The sequence below is a fragment of the Mobilisporobacter senegalensis genome (assembly GCF_003752155.1).
GTDB lineage: Bacteria > Bacillota > Clostridia > Lachnospirales > Lachnospiraceae > Mobilisporobacter > Mobilisporobacter senegalensis.
The window spans coordinates 139,455-158,069 of the sequence record NZ_RJVG01000001.1; the positions used below are offsets into that span (position 1 = coordinate 139,455).

The following is an 18,615-nucleotide window of genomic DNA, read 5'->3' on the forward strand; positions in this document are numbered from 1 at the left end:
TAAAAGCTATTTTTGTGTACGTTTTCAATTATATACAATCCCCAGAAACAAGTCAATTAAATAACAATAAAAGAGCCGAGAAATTTTGGATATATATGTATATCATATCCATAATTTCTCAGCTCTTTTGTTATTCTTAAAAATTAATTTCTAAAGAATTAATTTTGTACATACATTGTTGGAACCAATGCTACATTACCTTTTACATCTGTAATTACATTATTGGTATCCGGTGCTACTGTTAATTTACTTGGACTATAAGGTGTCTTACTAAGCATGATATAAACAGTATTATTACTTATAAACGCACTGACTTCAGAACTGGAATTGAACAATGTATTATTCTGGTATACATTGAATCTTGCAGTACCTTGAATATTCTCACTAAAAGTAATTTCTATCGAATTATTTGAGCTCTTATATTTTGCAGTATATGCAACTGGTGCTGTATTTTCTTTTAAAGGAATAATTGTCTCATATTTAGATATTGGTCCGTGGTTATCGCTATATCCTCTTATTCCTGTAAGAACAATTGGATAGCTTGCATCATATTTAATGCTTCCCGTTTGTAAGGTTAAGGTTACCACAGCTTTTGTATCTGTTTGTTCTGTTAAAACAGCTTTTGTTACAGTAGCTCCATATATACTGTAGTTTGCCACAGTCTCTGCACTGGCCCTGTCCAGCTTATTAGCAAAAGTGATTATAATTTCACTTGGATTTGTATTGGATTGTTGTATGCTTGTCGGTGCCGGCAGTTCTGTTCCATATGCACCATTTTGATTCACTGTAATATCTTTTGCCACACTTGAGTTAAAGAATACATCTTTTACAAATCCCGCTGGAATTGAAATTTTATAATTACCGGTAGTTAACTGTGTACTTGTAAATGAAACTGTTACTACCTTATCATTTACACTTAATGTATAGTATAGATTTGTATTTGGAAGCACATTACCATTTGATGTATAAACGGTTGAGGTTAAATATCCGCTTGTGGAGTTTGTAGTCACCGTTTCATTAAAGGTCAAGTTTAATTTATAAGTAGTTGTAGTGCCCACTACTACAGGATCCAAACGATAATCAACAATGTATGGCGCGCTGTTATCTACATCAAAATTAACTGTTATATTTGTATATTTATCAGCAGATGTATCTGTATATGGAACATTGTAAGAATCCCAATACCCAATAGATACTGTCTGATTCCCTCTTAGTGAACTTTGACTGCTGCTTAATGCATAATTAACAATTTTATTATTGTCAATATCCACTTGTCCATATATTGAATTTCCACCTACCATTGCAATACCAGGCGATCTGATCGCCCTATCATATTGAACAGAAAGTACACTGTAAGAAGTACGTTTTACTGATACAATTTTAGCCTGTGGTTTTGGTGTAGTATCTGTATATAAGTTAACCGGCATTATATATGGACTAGAATAGTTACCGGCAAAATCTTTGATATTAGATAACATTACTGTAATCGTCTGGTTCTTCTCAGTACTTGAGATACCGGATAAATCAATCTTTAATGATTTCTTATCTTTAGCTAATACATAATTGCTCTTATTCTTAATCATACTCTCTGTTGAAGAGCTTGCTTTGCCGTTACCAATGAGTACATCCAGGACTTCCATATCACTGATATCTACAGGTTCATTAAAGTTTATTACTGAAATGACTCCTGAATCATCAAGAGTTGTTCCTGAATAACTTGGTCCTGTTTTATCAATCAGGGTAAGTGTTTCATCATAAACTGCCGCAGCAACATTTTCTGTTGATCTTACGTTACTTGTTACTCTGATGTCATATGCACCGGAGAATGTCTTCTCTGGAGTGATTGTTAATGTTTTCAGATCTGTGGATAAGGAACCTGTTAATTTCCCTGGATCCACTGTTGTTGGTTCTTTTGTTTTATTCTGATAGATACGTATGGTGTCTTTTAGTTCTTTCGTATCTGGGTTAAGTACTGATAACGCATCAATTGGATCACTAAATTTAATTACAAGTTCTCCTGCAGAGGCTAAAGTTACCGATTGTACACGAGTTGCTTTTAATTCTTTATCAACAACACTGATATTAACTGCATGATAAATATCACTCTTATCTACACCTGCCCTATTTGGTGCAGCAACTATCTTAAGCCTTGTGATTCCTGGTTTTATACCAGTAACAACACCAGTACCATTTACAGATGCAAATTGTTTATCTTCAATAAACCAATATGCTTTTGATGAAGGCTTAGCCGGAACATAATTAAAATTGAAATCATACTTTTCGCCTACCACGATAACATGAGCATTGTTATCGCCTAAATCAGCGTTATTAATCTTAATTCCTGTCACAGGAATCTCTACCTTAACCGTACAGGATAATAACTTCTGTGTCTTATTTGGATATTTTATACGGCATTTTATTGTTGTCGTTCCTTTTGCAACAGGAGTGATCGCTCCCTTATAATCTACTGTTGCAATCTTAGTATTAGTTGATGACCAGGAATATGTTGCTCCTGAAACCGGATTGAGAACTGTAAGTTTCTCTGAGTCTTTTAATCCCTTTAAAGTCACCTTTGTTTTATTAAGCTTTGGAGCTGCTGTTTTCTTTGCTGCCTGAACAACGATTGCGTTATTAGGTACTGCAACCATCGGCGTAAGCAAAGATAACATTAAAGTAAATGCCAAATGTTTCACTACATTTTTCTTCATTCTTCTTCCTCCTCATACACTATATTAGAAAAAACGCTTATGTACTATGAAATATTTTGTATTCATTGTAATATTATCCAATAATTTTGTCAATTGTATGTCCAAATAAAAAATTTGTCTAGACACATTCTCACTCGGTTGTCGCTCATATTGATACATGGGGCTGTTGCAAAAATATAAGAATCTTTATATATAAGAAGAAACTTTATATTTCGTAGATAATTTGTGCGATGTATGTGCGAAAAGCGGCAAGATAGAGAATGCCGCTGCCTTTCGCGCGATGGAGCACAAATTTCGAGAAATATAAAGTTCTTCTAAGTTCAAAAACTGTATTTTGCAACAGTCCCATTTTACTATTGTCTTAATTCAATTTCAAGTTTTTGCAGACCATTTAAGATCTTGGCCATAACTGCATTTACATCTTTATCTTCTAAAGTCCTGTCTTTTGCCCTAAAGCTTATGGAATAAGCAACTGACTTATACCCTTCCTTAATTTGGGCACCTTCATAGATATCAAATAATTTATAGCTTTCTAATAAGTTGCCGCCATTCTTACGAATGATTTCTTCCACTTCTCCTACCAGGATTTCTTTTTTCATGACCATACTGATATCACGGCTGACTGCCGGATATTTTGCAATTCCTGTATATTTTGTATCAAAGCTTGCTCTGCTTACCAGTTCAGGCATGTCAAGAACTGCAATATATGCTTTTTCACCAATATCATAATTGTCCAGAACTTCCGGGTGTACTTCTCCCATATATCCGATCACAACATTATCATAGATTATATTGGCCTGTCGTCCTGGATGAAGGAAAGGTTTTCCTGCTTTTGGATCATATAAAGTAATCTTTTTCATACCGATTTTTTCAAGAATTTCTTCAATTACTCCTTTTAAACTGAAGAAGTCTCCTTCTCCATACATTCCAAGGGTTAATTCTGTCCTCTCCTCTGGAAGTTCGGTTACCGGAAGTATTTTTGGCAGATATATATTGCCTATTTCATATAGACGGACATCTTTATTCCTTCTATTATAATTGGTAGAGAGAGAAGTAAGCATCCCATTTAGCGGAATTGTTCTCATAATACTGTAATCTTCTCCAAGAGGATTAGAGATTACAACATTTTGACGAAGTTTATCATCTTTAGATATTAATAATTTATCATATACCTTAGGACTTTCAAAAGAATATGTCATCCCTTCATTAAAGCCAAATTGCTCCGCAACACTTCTTGCAATATTTTCAATTCTAAGCTTAAAGGAGAGCTTTCCGGTGGTCGCTTCTCCACAAGGTAATGTAGTTGGTATCTTATCATATCCATAAAAACGAGCCACTTCTTCTGCAATATCTGCACTGCATTCAAGATCCTGTCTCCAGGTAGGTACTACGATTTCCTGTGTCTCTTCATCAAATTCTAAATCAACACTTTTAAGGTATCCTAATTGTGTATCTTTATCAATATCTGTCCCTAATAATTTATTAATCTGATCCGGCTCAAAAGGAATACGCTTTGGCTGTCTCACATTATCATAGATATCTACACATCCGCCCACTACTTCCCCTGCACCAAGCTCAACAATTAGCTGACAAGCTCTGTTAATTGCTTCCATTGCATTATTAGGATCAAGTCCTTTTTCAAATTTACCAGATGCATCTGTTCTAAGTCCAATTTTTTTCGAAGATAAACGAATATTGGTTCCATCAAAACAAGCAGCCTCGAAAAGCAATGTTTTTGCATCCTCTGTGATCTTTGAATTTTCTCCACCCATAATACCGGCGATACCTATTGGTTTCTCATCATCACAGATTACTAAGATAGAAGAATCTAATTTACGTTCCACTCCATCTAATGTTTGGAATTCTTCATTATCTTTAGCGCGACGTACAATGATCTTCTTTCCTTCTATTAAATCCAGATCATAAGCATGCATTGGCTGAGCATATTCTTCCATAACATAATTGGTAATATCCACAATGTTATTAATTGGGCGAATTCCGCTTGCTGCAAGTCGTCTTTGCATCCATAGTGGAGAAGGTCCGATATTAATATTCTTCACTACCCTGGCAATATAGCGAGGACATAAATCTTTATCTTCTACCACTACGCTAATATAATCTTTTGCCTGTTCATCGTTTTCTTTTACCGTTACTACCGGAGGAATGAATTTCTTTCTAAAGGTGGCTGCCGCTTCTCTTGCCAGGCCGATAACGCTGAAACAATCAACACGATTCGATGTGATTTCATATTCTATTGTTACATCCTTTAAGCCAAGAGCTTCTATTGCACTTGAGCCAATTTCGATTCCGTCATATTCTTTATTATCACTAAAAATATAGATTCCATTTTCAGGCGCATCCGGGTACATTTCTTTTGTGGAACCAAGTTCTTCTATGGAACACATCATTCCACAAGATTCTACTCCACGAAGTTTTCCTTTTTTAATCTTAATTCCACCTGGTGTTTTTTCTCCATCATGTCCACCGGCCACACGTCCACCGTCAAGAACTACCGGAATAATGTCTCCTTCTTTTACATTAGGTGCACCTGTTACAATTTGAACAGTTTCCCCATCTTTTGTAATCTGTACCTGGCAGACAATTAATTTATCTGCATCAGGGTGTTTTTCTATTTTTAATATTTTTCCTACGATTATTTTATCTAAATCTGCATCCAGTTTTTCATATCCTTCTACTTTTGAGCCTGATAAAGTCATAGCATCCGTATATTCCTGGGCTGTTACATCTAAATCAGGGACATATGCTTTAATCCATGATAATGGTGTATTCATATCTTTCTCCTCCTCCTAGAACTGTTTCAAGAAACGAGTATCATTCTCATATAATAGTCTCATATCATCAATTTCATATTTTAATAATGCAATTCTTTCAAGACCCATACCAAATGCAAAGCCTGAGTAGACCTTTGGATCGATTCCACTCATTTCCAGGACTTTCGGATGAACCATACCACATCCCAAAATTTCAATCCATCCTGAGCCTTTACAGAAACGGCAGCCATCTCCGCCGCATTTAAAACAGGTTACATCAACTTCCGCACTTGGTTCTGTAAATGGAAAATGATGGGGTCTGAATTTCACTTTTGTGTTTTCTCCAAACAGCTGTTTCGCGAATTCTGCTAATGTTCCTTTTAAATCTGAAAATGTAATATTCTTATCGATTACAAGACCTTCAATCTGATGGAAAGATGGAGAATGAGTTGCATCTACTTCATCAGAACGAAATACCCGGCCAGGTGCGATCATTCTGATAGGAAGATGACCCTGTTCCATCACACGGACCTGAACTGGCGAAGTCTGAGTCCTAAGAAGAATATTACTGTTTACATAGAATGTATCCTGCTCATCTTTCGCTGGATGGTTTGCAGGAATATTAAGGGCCTCAAAATTATAATAATCATATTCTACTTCTGGTCCTTCTACCACTTCATATCCCATGCCAATGAAGATTCTCTCCACTTCATCAAGAGCTATTGTATTTGGATGACGATGTCCAACCATAGGTTTTTTTGCAGGTAATGTAACATCAATCGTCTCCCTTTTAATTTGTTCTTCTCTTGCTTTTTTCCCAAGGGCATTTTTCTTTTCTTCCAGCTTTTCTTCAATAGCAGCCCTGGCATCATTTACTAATTGGCCTACTACTGGTCTATCTTCCGGAGCCACATCCTTCATAGATTTTAATACGGAAGTCAATTCTCCCTTCTTACCAAGGAACGCAACTTTAATGTCATTTAATTGTTCAAGATTCTCTGCACCATTAATTTGAGCAAGAGCTTCTTCCATAATGGACTGTAATTTTTCTTTCATTATAATCTCCTTTCTGATTACGGGGTTAATGAGCCGGGCAGACCTTAGAAAAACTTCGTTTTTCTAAGGTTCGTGGGCAGTCGCCCACTATCAGAATAATCAAATTCGAACTTTCATGTAAACATGAAGTTCGATTTGATTATTCTGCTGCTCGGCTCGTTGCCATCACGAAAAAAAAGACTCCGTCCCTAAAAAAGGGACGGAGTTAATATTCCGCGGTACCACCCAAATTCCCATGTTTTGAACATGAGCACTTTAAGCTATACGTAACGTGTATAATCGTCATCTCTTACTATTCCATTGAAATTAGGAGATGCAGCTCCAGTGGGAAATTCAATAATTAACTGAACTTGAAGAAGCTTACAGCCAATGACTTCTTCTCTCTGTTAGAAGTTAATTCTCTACTTACACTTTCTAAGCCTTTATCTGATCACTACCAGATATATGTTGTTAAATCTATGTTTTATTCTAACATAATTTAAATATGTGTCAAGTTTATTTTTGTTACAGTTCAGCGAAATCGAGCTTATGGCTCAACTGCAGCTTATTTGATATAGATATCATTCAATTCCTTCTTTTTAGACAGTACTACGTTGAATTCAGCCCCAACAAATAAAATGTACATGCAAAAATATAACCAAAGCATTAAAAGTACAATTGCTGTAAGACTTCCATACATATTGGAATAGTTACCCATGTGGTCAATATAATAAGAATACATATAGGAGAAACCCATCCAACCCACTGCTGCCAGTAATGCCCCTGGAACTTCCCGCCAGACGCCTGATTTCCTGTCAGGTACAGACACATATAGGATTGTAAAAAAGATTGCTAATACACATAGGCCGACAATGGTACGAAGACTGATAATAAGTAATGCCAGGTCATTCAGTACAGGAAATCTTGTTGATATCTCAATATATATCCTATTACCAAAAACCAGAAATCCAAGGCTTACAATAAGCATCAGAGCAAAAACAAAAGTATAGATTGTTGCAATAATCCGAAGCTTAAAATAGTTTCTGCTTTCATCAATATCATAAATAGAATTTAATCCTCTTACTATGGCTAAAAAAGCTCTTGAAGCAGACCATAGTGTTGTAAGTGCAGTTACTGAGATTATAGTTCCAGAAGTCTTATCATATATCTCATCAATAATAGATATTACATAAGCATCAAATGCTCCCGGTATAATATCGGTGAATGTTCTCATTAATGTACTCTCAGTATATACAGATTGAATCATTGTTAACAAAAACATAACAAAAGGAAAGAATGATATAATGATAAAGAAAGCTGCCTGCGCAGAAAAAGCTGTTATGAAATCCTCTTTCATTTTTCGAAGCATCGATTTTATAAAATTAACAATCGTTTGTATCGTCATCTTTTTTACCCCTTCTCTAAAATTACCATTTATCATAATATATGTTAATACTTAATTCTAATACTCTTATTTAAGTTTAATACATTTATTAAAAATTTATACTATAAAAAGCTGCTGCAAAACATATGGAGTTCTCTTGTGCAAAGAAGAAACTTTGTTTTGCAGCAGCTTTATTCAATTTATTTCACTTCTCCATTCATTACGATATCAATACCCGGATAATAATGTTTTAAAATTTCTTCATAACTCTTACCAAGTTCTGCCATTGCTTTCACACCATTTTGACTCATACCGACACCGTGACCATATCCCCCACCTGTGAAAGTTATACTCTTAAGTTTTCCTCCTTCTTTGTTATGATCAACGACCACAAACGCACTGGGGAGCATACTCAGATTATCAACTACACTTTTATCCTGACGGATGACTTTACTGTAAAGAGGTGCCAGTATAGTTCGAATATTATATTCTGTCATGACTTTGATAGTATTTTTACTGCCTTTTATTGTCATTTCGGTTGCAATTCCACCGGTAGCTCTTTTACTTATCGTTATATTTTCAACATTTCCAACCGTATCAATAGGTACACTTGAGTACGTGTTATCCTTTTGAAGTGTTTTTATCAGTGCTGGATTGGCATTATATCTGCCTGCCAGATTTTTATCAATAACTTTCTTCAAATCTCCTGCATCAATTGTCACTTTCCAACGATACCATGCAAAATCACTATCATATGTTTTTATATCACTTTTCTTAATAAAGTTTCTAAAATTACTTTCTTTGGTAAGATCAAGTTCTTCATCCACTTCGATCGCTTCGTTATTTACAGCTTCTACAGCCTTTTTATCTTCAACAGCCTGTAAGCTTCCTACCAAATAAGGAATCGTATTTTCACTCATCCACACATCCTTCGCACTGGATGTATGTCCACTGGATGTAGAGAAATAATAGGCTGAAATTATATTCCCTTTATATTCCATAATGAGACCTCTGGTCTCATCTACAGCTTTTACCGTTACCTCATTCTCACCGATATTATTGTATACCTGGTAAGAAACACTGTCATCTACATGAGCACCATACGTGTGATAGGCATTATTGGACAGTTGTGTATATGCATAACTTCTTGCACAGATAGCCTGCACTTCAAGGGCTTCTAAACCATAAGAGGATGGCATTTCACTTGGAACTACACTGTAAAGGTACTCTTCAATGGTTAATTCATTAATAATGGTAAGTCCTTCTTTGTTCTTGCCAATTTCAATTTTCCCTCTATATTTGGGTATTCCTGAAGATCTTGTTAAAGATAGGACCTCTATTTTAGCATCTTTTGATTTTGGTTCAATTCTGATTCTTCCTTCTGATAATAATTTATTATTTGGTTTTACATTGATTTTATGACCAGCTTTGTATTCCTTCTTCTTATCTCCGTAGTATAGAACATAATCGCTGTCAGAGGTAAGCCTTACTGAATTATGAAAAATGTCTCCCGTATCATTATTTTTTAAAACTACCCTGATATTCTTCGGTTTTGCTTCTTCTTTAATAATAGCCGCACATATGGTCCCATCTGAAAAAATGAAATCTGTGGAACTGTAACCAATCAAGATCCCCGAAGACATTTCCATCATAATATCATCATATATCTTATATATCTTAAAATCTTTATCTGTGTCTATCTTTCCTAAATCTTCAATTTCTATATACTCATCTGTATAAGCCAGAACCTTTCCATTCATTTTATCAGGCTTTATTGTTATCTTTATTACTTCTTTATCTTTAACAACAATATCGCCAATCACATTACCTATATCTTCAGATAATGGATACTGGGATGTATATTTTTGTTTTTTCCCTTCTACAAATGCTTCAATTATATTACCATCATTTCCAATGATCCAAACATTGGAATAAGTCACCTCTTCATGAACCTCTGCAGGTTCTCTATCTATTATATTATCCAATAACTCATGGTCGTTCATCAAATCAATCGCTAATATTATTATAATTATGATTATTCCGATTAGAATTAGCATTAGTTTCTTTTTCATTATTTCCCCCTGTATCTGGTGGTTCCTGTATACACACAATATTTATAATACCACACCTATTTCAATTACGAAATACTGAATTACTCCATATGCTAATATATTATGTACAACCTTATTTTATTACTCCTAATAAAATATAGAATCGAAATGAATCAATATTATTCCATTTATCGCCATAAATCCATTATTTTTTCCTTCTCCTTATTGTCACTATTACTCCTGTAATTAATATAACAAAAGGTATCACAATCAAGACCAACCCACTATAGAAATTAACCGCCGCTGCATTCAGAGATAGAAAAGTTGGTTCCAGGCTTCTTGAAGGGATAGACAGACCGGCTTTTGCCCCAGTAATCCATTTAATGCTGTTTAGAAATATATCTGTATTCCCAAGTGAGGTAAGTCTTACCATACTGTCATCAATAAGATATTGGGATGAAAATACAGCAAGTTTTGTCTCGCTATCATTCTTAGAATCTATAATCGCTATCCCAAGTGAAAATGGTCCCCTGATATCTGCTTCTTCTTTTGTATAAGTAGAAGAATTCACATCCACCTTTGAGTAGGAAGCATCTGTACTATCTAGCAGTGATTCTGCTGCAATGGATTCCTCTAAGGATTTTGATATTTTTAACCCTTTTCCTACCGGTACTACAACCGGCATATTTTTACCTATGATTTCAGCGGTAATATCATGGTGATTTATATTAGGAATGAGATATGTGGGAGTTCCTGACATAAAATGACTATTATCTCCTTCAACCACAATACCTTCTTCCATGGTCACTCCATAAGCTGATAAAATTTTTTCAAAATTAGGCATAATTTCAGTAGAATAAGAAGTTAGTATAATAGCATCTCCACCTTGCATTAAATACTCACGAATCATGGAGGTTTCTTCTTTTGTAAAATCATGCTGCGGGCCATTAATCAGCAGTATATCACAATCTTCTGGAATCACTTCCCCAGTCAATGTGTTCAGTTTTTCTGTATTTATATTCTCTTTTGCCAGGGAAATGGCAAGAGATGTTGATATTTCTAATTCACCATGTCCTTCTACCTGATACATAACCGGTAAATCCTTCGTAGTTACATACTCAATAGCAGATGTAATCTGCCCTTCCACATCGATACCTGTTGTTTGCTCCGTATAGGTATTGTAATCAATTTCCGTAACAAGCATGTCGTTATAATTGACTACTTTATTTCTTCCATTAGTAGAATTTACAACAAGAACACTATTGGCAGCCACCTCATCATCTGAATATTTTGAAGCAAATTGGGGGTAAAGGACCGGATCTTTCATCTCAACTTCAATATTTTTTACAATTCCATCATATTGATCTACAATTTGTTTTACTATAATATCCTGGCTGTCCTCTCCTGCCATGTAATATAATTTAATTTCATCGGATATATCTTTTATCATATTTTTTGTTTGACTTGTTAGTGAATATTTATCATCCTTACTTAAATCTATCTTTAAATTCAATTGATTTGAAATTATATTTACAAATACTATAACAGCAATTACAAAGACACTGATCCCTGCACTATATGCTCCACTTTTAAATTTCTTATTTATAAACGACTGTTTTATACGTTGAAATAATTTATTCAAGATACTACCTCCTTTCCTAGCTCCATCTTCTCTTTTTCAGGGATTGTATTGTTAAAAAAACAAACAAAAATGTAACACTCACGTAGTAAACAACTGCTGAAAGATCTAATATCCCCATGGTAAAACGATCAAAGTGATTTACCATAGAAAAACTGTTCAAAAGTTTTGATACCGCCCCATCCAGCAGAAATGATTTCTTAAAATAAATAAATATAAGAATTACTTCACTTATCAGACCCACACTAATTGTTACTGTCAAATTATGCATCATGTGATATGCAATCCAACAAATGATAAGGATAAATAGAGTAAAAATTATAACTGCAGATTTATGATCCGCTGGGAGGAGCGTCGACAATCCTGAAATTAAATAAGTTATCAACATCACAATGAATCCAATGACTGCTGCTACCATCTGGCTTTCCGTCAATGCAGATATAAATAATCCAATTGCCAGATAAGTCGCTCCCATTAAGACAAATCCTAAAATCCCATTATAGGCAAGTTTCAGATCTACTTCTCCAAATCCAGTTAATATAAGTGGATAAAAAGAGGCTATTGCCATTGTACCCAGGAAAACCATTAGCACTGCTAAATATTTACCCAGAATTATCTTCTCAATAGATAAAGGAGAGGTCAGCAATAATTGATCTGTTTTTTGTTTCTTCTCCTCAGCTAAGATCCTCATAGTTAAAATAGGTATCAGAATAATAAATGCAAAAGATGAGGATTGGAGTGTATACTCAAAATTAGAAGTCCCATAGGATAAATTATAAACGATGAAATAAATTCCTATAATAACAAGAAAAAAGGCCATGAAAATATATCCTGTCATTGATTTAAAATAGGAATTTAATTCTTTTTTTAAGACAGCTATCATTGATTCTCCTCCTTTTTGATTTCTCCATACTCTTCCGGTTTCTCCTGGTCGTCATCTTCTACTTCACTTTTTGTAAGTTCTAAGAAGATATCTTCTAAGGATTTTTTAGTTACTTTTAATTCATAGATAGGACATTGTGCTGCTGCTAATCCATAAAAAATATCTTCCCTGATTTCTATACTACCTTCACTTTCCACTGTTAAAGTAATATATCCGTCTTCTTTTTCTTCCTCAAATTCTATATGTATAATTCCATCAATATTTTTAAGAACAGATTCTATCGTCTCTTTCTCACCATGAACCATAAGATAAATCCGATTGGTGGCTGACATATGTTTTGATAAGTTTTCCGGAGTATCTGACACAATTAATTTTCCTTTATTTATAATCATAACCAGATCACACAATGTACTGACTTCTGAAAGAATATGAGAACTGAGTATGACTGTATGCTCTTTGCTCAACTCTTTGATTAAATCCCTGATCTCAATAATCTGCATTGGATCCAATCCTACTGTTGGTTCATCAAGGATAATTAAATCAGGATAACCCATGATTGCTCCTGCCAGACCAACTCTTTGCTTGTATCCTTTAGATAAATGTTTTATAAGCCGATCAGCCATATCTGTGATCTTTGTCAATTCCATAATCTCAAGAATCATATTCTCTTTCACTGGTTTTTTAACACCTTTAATATCAGCAACAAAATTAAGATATTCTTTGGTAGTCATATCAGGGTAAAGAGGTGGTATCTCCGGAAGATATCCGATGGATTTTTTTGCTTTTTCTGGTTCTTGCAAAATATCATTTCCATCAATGATTACACTGCCACTGGTAGCAGATATATAACCAGTGATGATATTCATTGTTGTAGATTTACCGGCACCATTGGGTCCAAGAAATCCTAGAATCTTCCCCTTTTCCAGAGAAAAACTCAAATCATCAACTGCCCTTTGATTTCCATATTGTTTTATCAGATTTTTAACTTCAATCAAATTAATTCCTCCTGTATTTATAAATTCAAAAAACACACATTATTCCTATTACCCAATTATAGGAAAAATGTGTGTTTTTTTATCTAACATTCTGTGAAAATTTCGTGAACACTATTAAATTTCAGCCAATTACATGGGACATATCATACATTCCCGGTTCTTTTCCCCCTAAGAATTTTGCAGCACTAATTGCTCCCTTGGCAAAGATAGCTTTAGAATATGCTGTATGTTTAAATTCAATTACTTCATCCACTCCAGCAAATATTACTTCATGTTCTCCAACGATGGTCCCACCGCGAACAGCAGAAATGCCAATTTCTTTTTTATTTCTTTTCTCCTTTAAAGCAGAACGATCATATTGATAAGCATACTCGTTATTTAATACTTCATTTATAGCATCCGCTAATGCAAGAGCGGTTCCTGAAGGTGCATCAATTTTCCTGTTGTGATGTTTTTCAACGATTTCAATATCAAAATCAGCTCCATTAAGAACTTTGGTCGCTGTTTGCAATAATTTAAGAAGAGTATTTACTCCTAATGACATATTAGCAGATTTTAATATGGCAATCTTTTTACTTGACTCCTGGATTGATTCAATTTGTTCACTGGATAGGCCTGTAGTACAAAGAACGATTGGTATCTTCTTTTTTACTGCATCCTTAAGTAGCTTATCAGCCGCTGCAGCGGAAGAAAAATCAATGATCACATCTGCTTCTATATCACATTCAGCTACTGAATTAAATACAGGATAGTAGTTATTCTTATTTCCACTTAAGTCAATGCCTGCTACAATGTGAACATTTTCATCTTGTCTTGCAAGTTCCGAAATCACTTGTCCCATTGAGCCATTACATCCATGCATTATTATCCTTGTCATATGCGTTGCTCCTTCAATTATAGTAATCCTGCTTCTTTCATTAATTTACTTAACTTCTCTAGATTTGCTGGTTCCATTGGTGTAAGAGGTCTTCTAAGCTTTGGCCCTGATAATCCCATGAGATGTGCAGCTGCTTTCACTGGTATAGGATTCACTTCACTAAATAGAGCTTCAATTAACGGAAAATATTTCAATTGTAACTCAAGGCTTCCTTTTGTATCTCCAGATAAATATTTAGCCACTATATCATGTGTTTCTCTTGGTGCAATATTGGACAAGACAGAAATAACTCCAACTCCCCCTAAAGAGAGTAATGGTACTATTTGATCATCATTTCCCGAATATAGATCAAGCTTTCCATCTGTTAATGCCATTAAGGCCCCAGTCTGAGAAATATTTCCACAGGCTTCTTTCATTCCTACAATATTATCCACAGTATTTACTAACGCAGCTACTGTCTTAGGTAAAATATTACATCCTGTCCGACCAGGTACATTATATAATATAATAGGTACATCAACAGATTTTGCTATTTCTGTATAGTGTTCTATTAATCCACCCTGTGTTGCCTTGTTATAATATGGTGTTACCAGCAACAATCCATCTACGCCAAACTTCTCTGCTTCTTTGGATAGATAAATGGCTGTTTCTGTGCAATTTGAACCAGTTCCTGCGATTACGGGAATACGTTTATTGGTTTTATCAACAACCACTTTAATACATTCTAAATGCTCTTCATGGGTCAAGGTAGAAGCTTCTCCAGTCGTTCCACATACAATAATACTGTCTGTTCCTTCCTCCACCTGAAAATCTACTAATTTTTCAAGCCCTTCGTAATCTACCTCCCCATTGTCCTTAAACGGTGTTATTAGTGCAACACCAGCACCTTTAAAAATTGCCATAAGAAGCCCTCCTATAAGTATTTAAGTTACTGTTCGGCTTTTATACTTTATTATATTCATTAAATGTCTATTTCTTTCCGTAAAAAAAGCCGACACCTGGTCGACTCCTAAAGAATTTCCGTATGTCAAAAAGACCGAAAATGTTCTCTAGGTAGCACTCCATCATGTTGCATTGATGACAGTCATATGGCTCTTAACCATATGCCCAGGAATAGAAATTCAGGGTTACTACTCCTTCGGCATCTTTTCCTTTCCATTGCATTCGACTATGGCTGAACATATCCTGCAATTTACTCTTAAAAAATGCGCCTCTACCAAAAATATTAAATTAATAACAGATATGTACAATATCTTCTATTATTTATGCCTCTTATACTAACATTCCTTATTTCTTTTGTCAACCAATAAAGCTAATTTAATTAAGTAATTCAATATTATATTTAATTATATAAAATAAATATTCTACTCCTATTATCTGTTTAGATTTTGTTCTCTAAAAAAGACAAGATACGGTATGTCCTGTATCTTGTCTTAAATATTTAATCCAATGAATTCTATGTGTGATTATAGACATTCGATTATATCTTAAATGTTTTTATCTGTTTATCAAGATTCTCAGCAGTCTCTGCTAATTCCATGGCATCTTTACCTACAGTCTCACTATTAGAAGTAACCTGAGTTGCCTGTTCCGACAGACTTTCAGATGTTGCAAGGATTTCCTCTGCTCCTGCAGATTGTTCTTCTGTTATGGCTGCAACAGAAGTCGCTACATTATCTACATGCTGCACTTTTTCAATCATATCCTGTACAATTGTACTCGTTTCACTTACCGTTGAATAAATGGTTCCAAAAGTTTCACTTGCAGTATCGATCAATGTCATGCTCTTCTTAATACTATCTGCACTTTCTTTTGTCTTATCCACTGTATTATTAACTAATCTGCTTATATTATTTGTTAATTCTGAAATGTTCTTAACGGAATTTTCACTGTTTTCTGCTAACTTTCTGATTTCCTCCGCTACTACTGCAAAACCTTTTCCGGCTTCTCCAGCTCTTGCCGCTTCAATTGCTGCATTTAATGATAAAAGATTTGTTTCCTCTGCAATCTCACCGATCAAAGTTACGATATCATTAATCTTTCCAGTAGATTCTCCAACTTCTTCTACCGATTTTACTAATGAGCTAACCGTGTCCTTCACTTCTTCCATGGCCAGATTTATCTGTTCCATATCTTTACGTCCCTGTTCGGAAACATTAACTGTCTCATTCATTTTTCCGCTGGCTTCTTTTCCTTTCACACCGGTCTCAGAAACCACCATTGCCAATGTAGTTGCATTTTCTGCGATTTCACTTACAGACCTTGCAAGTTCATCTACCGTTGAATTAAGTTCTCCCATGGAACTGGATTGGTTTTGTGCAGAATTGTATAAGTTTTCTGCTACTTTACTGCTGTTTTCTGCCTGCCCGCTTAACTTATCAGACATACTTCCAATCTCTTTCAGAATTCCCCGCATCGTTTCAATGAATTTCTGCATCCTGCGGCTCATAACAGCAATTTCATCATTCCCTTTTGCAGTTACATTTACAGTAAAATCACCTTTTGTAATCTCTGTAATTGCTACTGTTAATTTCTTGATTGGATGAATGATTACATGGATCACTCTTTCTATAATAACCATAACTAAAAGAATCGAAACAATTGCAAGTATGATAACTAATAACTGTAGTTCCTGTAACGAGCCTAATACTTCAGCCTGGGGAACTGTGGATACTAATACCCAGTTAGAATTCTCCACCATTTCCAAATCTACAATATATGTGTCTTTATTCTGTTTCACATGGAATGCATTGTAATCTTTTGCATTCATATGTTTTACTACTTCTGCTAAAAAAATATCTTCACTGTTCTCATTAATTTCCATGTTCATAAGATCTGGATCCTGATGTGCAATAATTGTATTCGTAGAGGTATCAACCAAAAAAGCTGTCCCTGTTTTCATAACCTTCATTTCTTTCACCATATTTGATATTTCTTCAAGTGAAATATCCACAGCAGCTACTCTATTTACCCCATTGACCGGTTTTATTTTAGCCGATGCACTTACAACTGGTTTATTTGTAATTACATCAATATAAGACGGTCCATAGGCAAAACTATCATTTTTTAATCCTCTTATATACCAGTCTCTTTCCGTTACTACAAAATCATCCGGTGGAATATAATTAAATGGATTGATAAATTCCAGATTATCAGTACCTATATAAACACCATCAGGAAAATTATCGTTTTGATCCATGGTAGAAATCAGATATGACATTTGGGTATCTTCATTAAAGGCTACTGTGTCTAATGTATTCTTAACAGAATTCAGGAAAGATAAGATATCTTGTGACCAAGTTTCAATCTGATTGGCATTTGCCAAAGAAACTGATTCAATTGTCTGATTGCCATAACCTACGATTATCTTTTTTGCAGCTTGAAAAGTAATCGTTAAAAGAGTCACTATTGAAATAATCATAATTGGGATTACAATAAATATTAATTTTGCTTTAATGCTACCCCGTTTTGTTTTTTCATTATCATTTGTTCGACTTTTTTTCATAATAATCCTTCTTTCTTAAATTTTTCTTAAATTTGTCTTAAGTTGTTAGTAAGATATTATATTCATTCTTAACTTTAGTCAAGAAAAATTTGTTGAATACTGTTATCTTTTGTTGAATTTTACATTATTCTTCAAATATGGTTTATTGATAACAAAAAGAGAGCAAGAAAAATGCTTCATTGCTCTCTAATAATATTTATTAAATTTTAAATTTTATTCTTTAATTGGAACAATCTCTGATATTCGATCCATATATGGAACTAATTGTTCCGGAAGATTCTGTCCCGTTAAAAGAAGTTTATAATAATCTTCTTTTAAATTAATTAACTTTATTATATCATCTACTGTGATAATGTCTAAATCAATAAGGCCCAGTATTTCGTCTAGTACAAGGACATCACATTCCCCTGTTTCAATCACTTTTCTTGCGAAATTAAAACCATTTAGAATGTTTTTTCTCTCCTCATTCCTCTCTTCCTCATTCAGATCACGATAATATTCATGTGCCTTTTCAAATCGGAATAATTTTATACTTGGTTCAAGTTTTAAAAGAAAAGAAAATTCATCTGTGTCCTTTCCTTTTAGGAATTGAATCATGATCACTGATTTACCTTGACTTGCTGCCCGGATACATTGCCCTACTGCAGCAGTTGTCTTACCTTTTCCCTTCCCAAAATATACCTGAACTTTCTTTTTATCCATTTATTTTCACCTCATTGTACACGCCGCAAGACGTAACTGTACATCATTACTCGTATCTTTATCTG

12 protein-coding genes, 1 riboswitch and 1 other annotated feature are annotated in these 18,615 nt (G+C 34.5%); all 12 genes read right to left on the reverse strand.

Annotated features, from left to right (window positions below):
- Positions 1–158: 158 nt before the first annotated feature.
- The 12 genes from EDD66_RS00560 to EDD66_RS00620 all read right to left on the reverse strand — a co-directional run bounded on the left by EDD66_RS00560 (position 159) and on the right by EDD66_RS00620 (position 18,550).
- The gene (locus EDD66_RS00560; RefSeq protein WP_123607594.1) at positions 159–2,708 is read right to left on the reverse strand and encodes an Ig-like domain-containing protein; all 2,550 of its coding nucleotides are present in this window, start codon (positions 2,706–2,708) and stop codon (positions 159–161) included.
- A 353-nt stretch (positions 2,709–3,061) separates the two neighbouring features.
- Positions 3,062–5,500: a phenylalanine--tRNA ligase subunit beta gene (pheT, locus tag EDD66_RS00565; RefSeq protein WP_123607595.1), complete on the reverse strand. Its 2,439-nt coding sequence runs from the start codon at positions 5,498–5,500 to the stop codon at positions 3,062–3,064.
- A gap of 15 nt (positions 5,501–5,515) precedes the next feature.
- Positions 5,516–6,535: a phenylalanine--tRNA ligase subunit alpha gene (pheS, locus tag EDD66_RS00570; RefSeq protein WP_123607596.1), complete on the reverse strand. Its 1,020-nt coding sequence runs from the start codon at positions 6,533–6,535 to the stop codon at positions 5,516–5,518.
- A 192-nt stretch (positions 6,536–6,727) separates the two neighbouring features.
- Positions 6,728–6,961 (reverse strand) — a binding site (T-box leader).
- A gap of 118 nt (positions 6,962–7,079) precedes the next feature.
- Complete coding sequence (locus tag EDD66_RS00580; protein WP_170164197.1) at positions 7,080–7,919, reverse strand: YihY/virulence factor BrkB family protein; 840 nt, start codon at positions 7,917–7,919, stop codon at positions 7,080–7,082.
- Positions 7,920–8,098: 179 nt separating this feature from the next.
- Positions 8,099–9,970: a SpoIID/LytB domain-containing protein gene (locus EDD66_RS00585; RefSeq protein ID WP_123607598.1), complete on the reverse strand. Its 1,872-nt coding sequence runs from the start codon at positions 9,968–9,970 to the stop codon at positions 8,099–8,101.
- Between the two features lie 184 nt (positions 9,971–10,154).
- Positions 10,155–11,591, reverse strand: a complete 1,437-nt coding sequence (locus EDD66_RS00590) for a GldG family protein (RefSeq protein ID WP_170164198.1) — start codon at positions 11,589–11,591, stop codon at positions 10,155–10,157.
- A gap of 16 nt (positions 11,592–11,607) precedes the next feature.
- Positions 11,608–12,471, reverse strand: a complete 864-nt coding sequence (locus tag EDD66_RS00595; RefSeq protein WP_123607600.1) for an ABC transporter permease — start codon at positions 12,469–12,471, stop codon at positions 11,608–11,610.
- A complete protein-coding gene (locus tag EDD66_RS00600; protein WP_123607601.1) occupies positions 12,468–13,466 on the reverse strand; it encodes an ABC transporter ATP-binding protein in 999 nt (332 codons plus the stop codon). The genes EDD66_RS00595 and EDD66_RS00600 overlap by 4 nt, the downstream gene beginning before the upstream one ends.
- A gap of 121 nt (positions 13,467–13,587) precedes the next feature.
- Positions 13,588–14,343, reverse strand: a complete 756-nt coding sequence (dapB, locus tag EDD66_RS00605; protein ID WP_123607602.1) for a 4-hydroxy-tetrahydrodipicolinate reductase — start codon at positions 14,341–14,343, stop codon at positions 13,588–13,590.
- 17 nt (positions 14,344–14,360) lie between these two features.
- On the reverse strand, positions 14,361–15,245 hold the full coding sequence (gene dapA, locus EDD66_RS00610; protein WP_123607603.1) for a 4-hydroxy-tetrahydrodipicolinate synthase: 885 nt from the start codon (positions 15,243–15,245) through the stop codon (positions 14,361–14,363).
- 144 nt (positions 15,246–15,389) lie between these two features.
- Positions 15,390–15,567: riboswitch (Lysine riboswitch) on the reverse strand.
- Between the two features lie 256 nt (positions 15,568–15,823).
- Positions 15,824–17,848, reverse strand: a complete 2,025-nt coding sequence (locus EDD66_RS00615; RefSeq protein WP_123607604.1) for a methyl-accepting chemotaxis protein — start codon at positions 17,846–17,848, stop codon at positions 15,824–15,826.
- Positions 17,849–18,061: 213 nt separating this feature from the next.
- Entirely contained in the window at positions 18,062–18,550 is a 489-nt protein-coding gene (locus EDD66_RS00620) for a cob(I)yrinic acid a,c-diamide adenosyltransferase (RefSeq protein ID WP_123607605.1), read from the reverse strand.
- Positions 18,551–18,615 lie beyond the last annotated feature (65 nt).

Excerpts from the sequence above, each read along its gene's own strand:
- EDD66_RS00560 (WP_123607594.1), bottom strand. The coding sequence starts at position 2,708 with ATGAAGAAAAATGTAGTGAAACATTTGGCATTTACTTTAATGTTATCT.
- pheT (WP_123607595.1), bottom strand. The coding sequence starts at position 5,500 with ATGAATACACCATTATCATGGATTAAAGCATATGTCCCTGATTTAGAT.
- pheS (WP_123607596.1), bottom strand. The coding sequence starts at position 6,535 with ATGAAAGAAAAATTACAGTCCATTATGGAAGAAGCTCTTGCTCAAATT.
- EDD66_RS00580 (WP_170164197.1), bottom strand. The coding sequence starts at position 7,919 with ATGACGATACAAACGATTGTTAATTTTATAAAATCGATGCTTCGAAAA.
- EDD66_RS00585 (WP_123607598.1), bottom strand. The coding sequence starts at position 9,970 with ATGAAAAAGAAACTAATGCTAATTCTAATCGGAATAATCATAATTATA.
- EDD66_RS00595 (WP_123607600.1), bottom strand. The coding sequence starts at position 12,471 with ATGATAGCTGTCTTAAAAAAAGAATTAAATTCCTATTTTAAATCAATG.
- dapB (WP_123607602.1), bottom strand. The coding sequence starts at position 14,343 with ATGACAAGGATAATAATGCATGGATGTAATGGCTCAATGGGACAAGTG.
- dapA (WP_123607603.1), bottom strand. The coding sequence starts at position 15,245 with ATGGCAATTTTTAAAGGTGCTGGTGTTGCACTAATAACACCGTTTAAG.
- EDD66_RS00615 (WP_123607604.1), bottom strand. The coding sequence starts at position 17,848 with ATGAAAAAAAGTCGAACAAATGATAATGAAAAAACAAAACGGGGTAGC.
- EDD66_RS00620 (WP_123607605.1), bottom strand. The coding sequence starts at position 18,550 with ATGGATAAAAAGAAAGTTCAGGTATATTTTGGGAAGGGAAAAGGTAAG.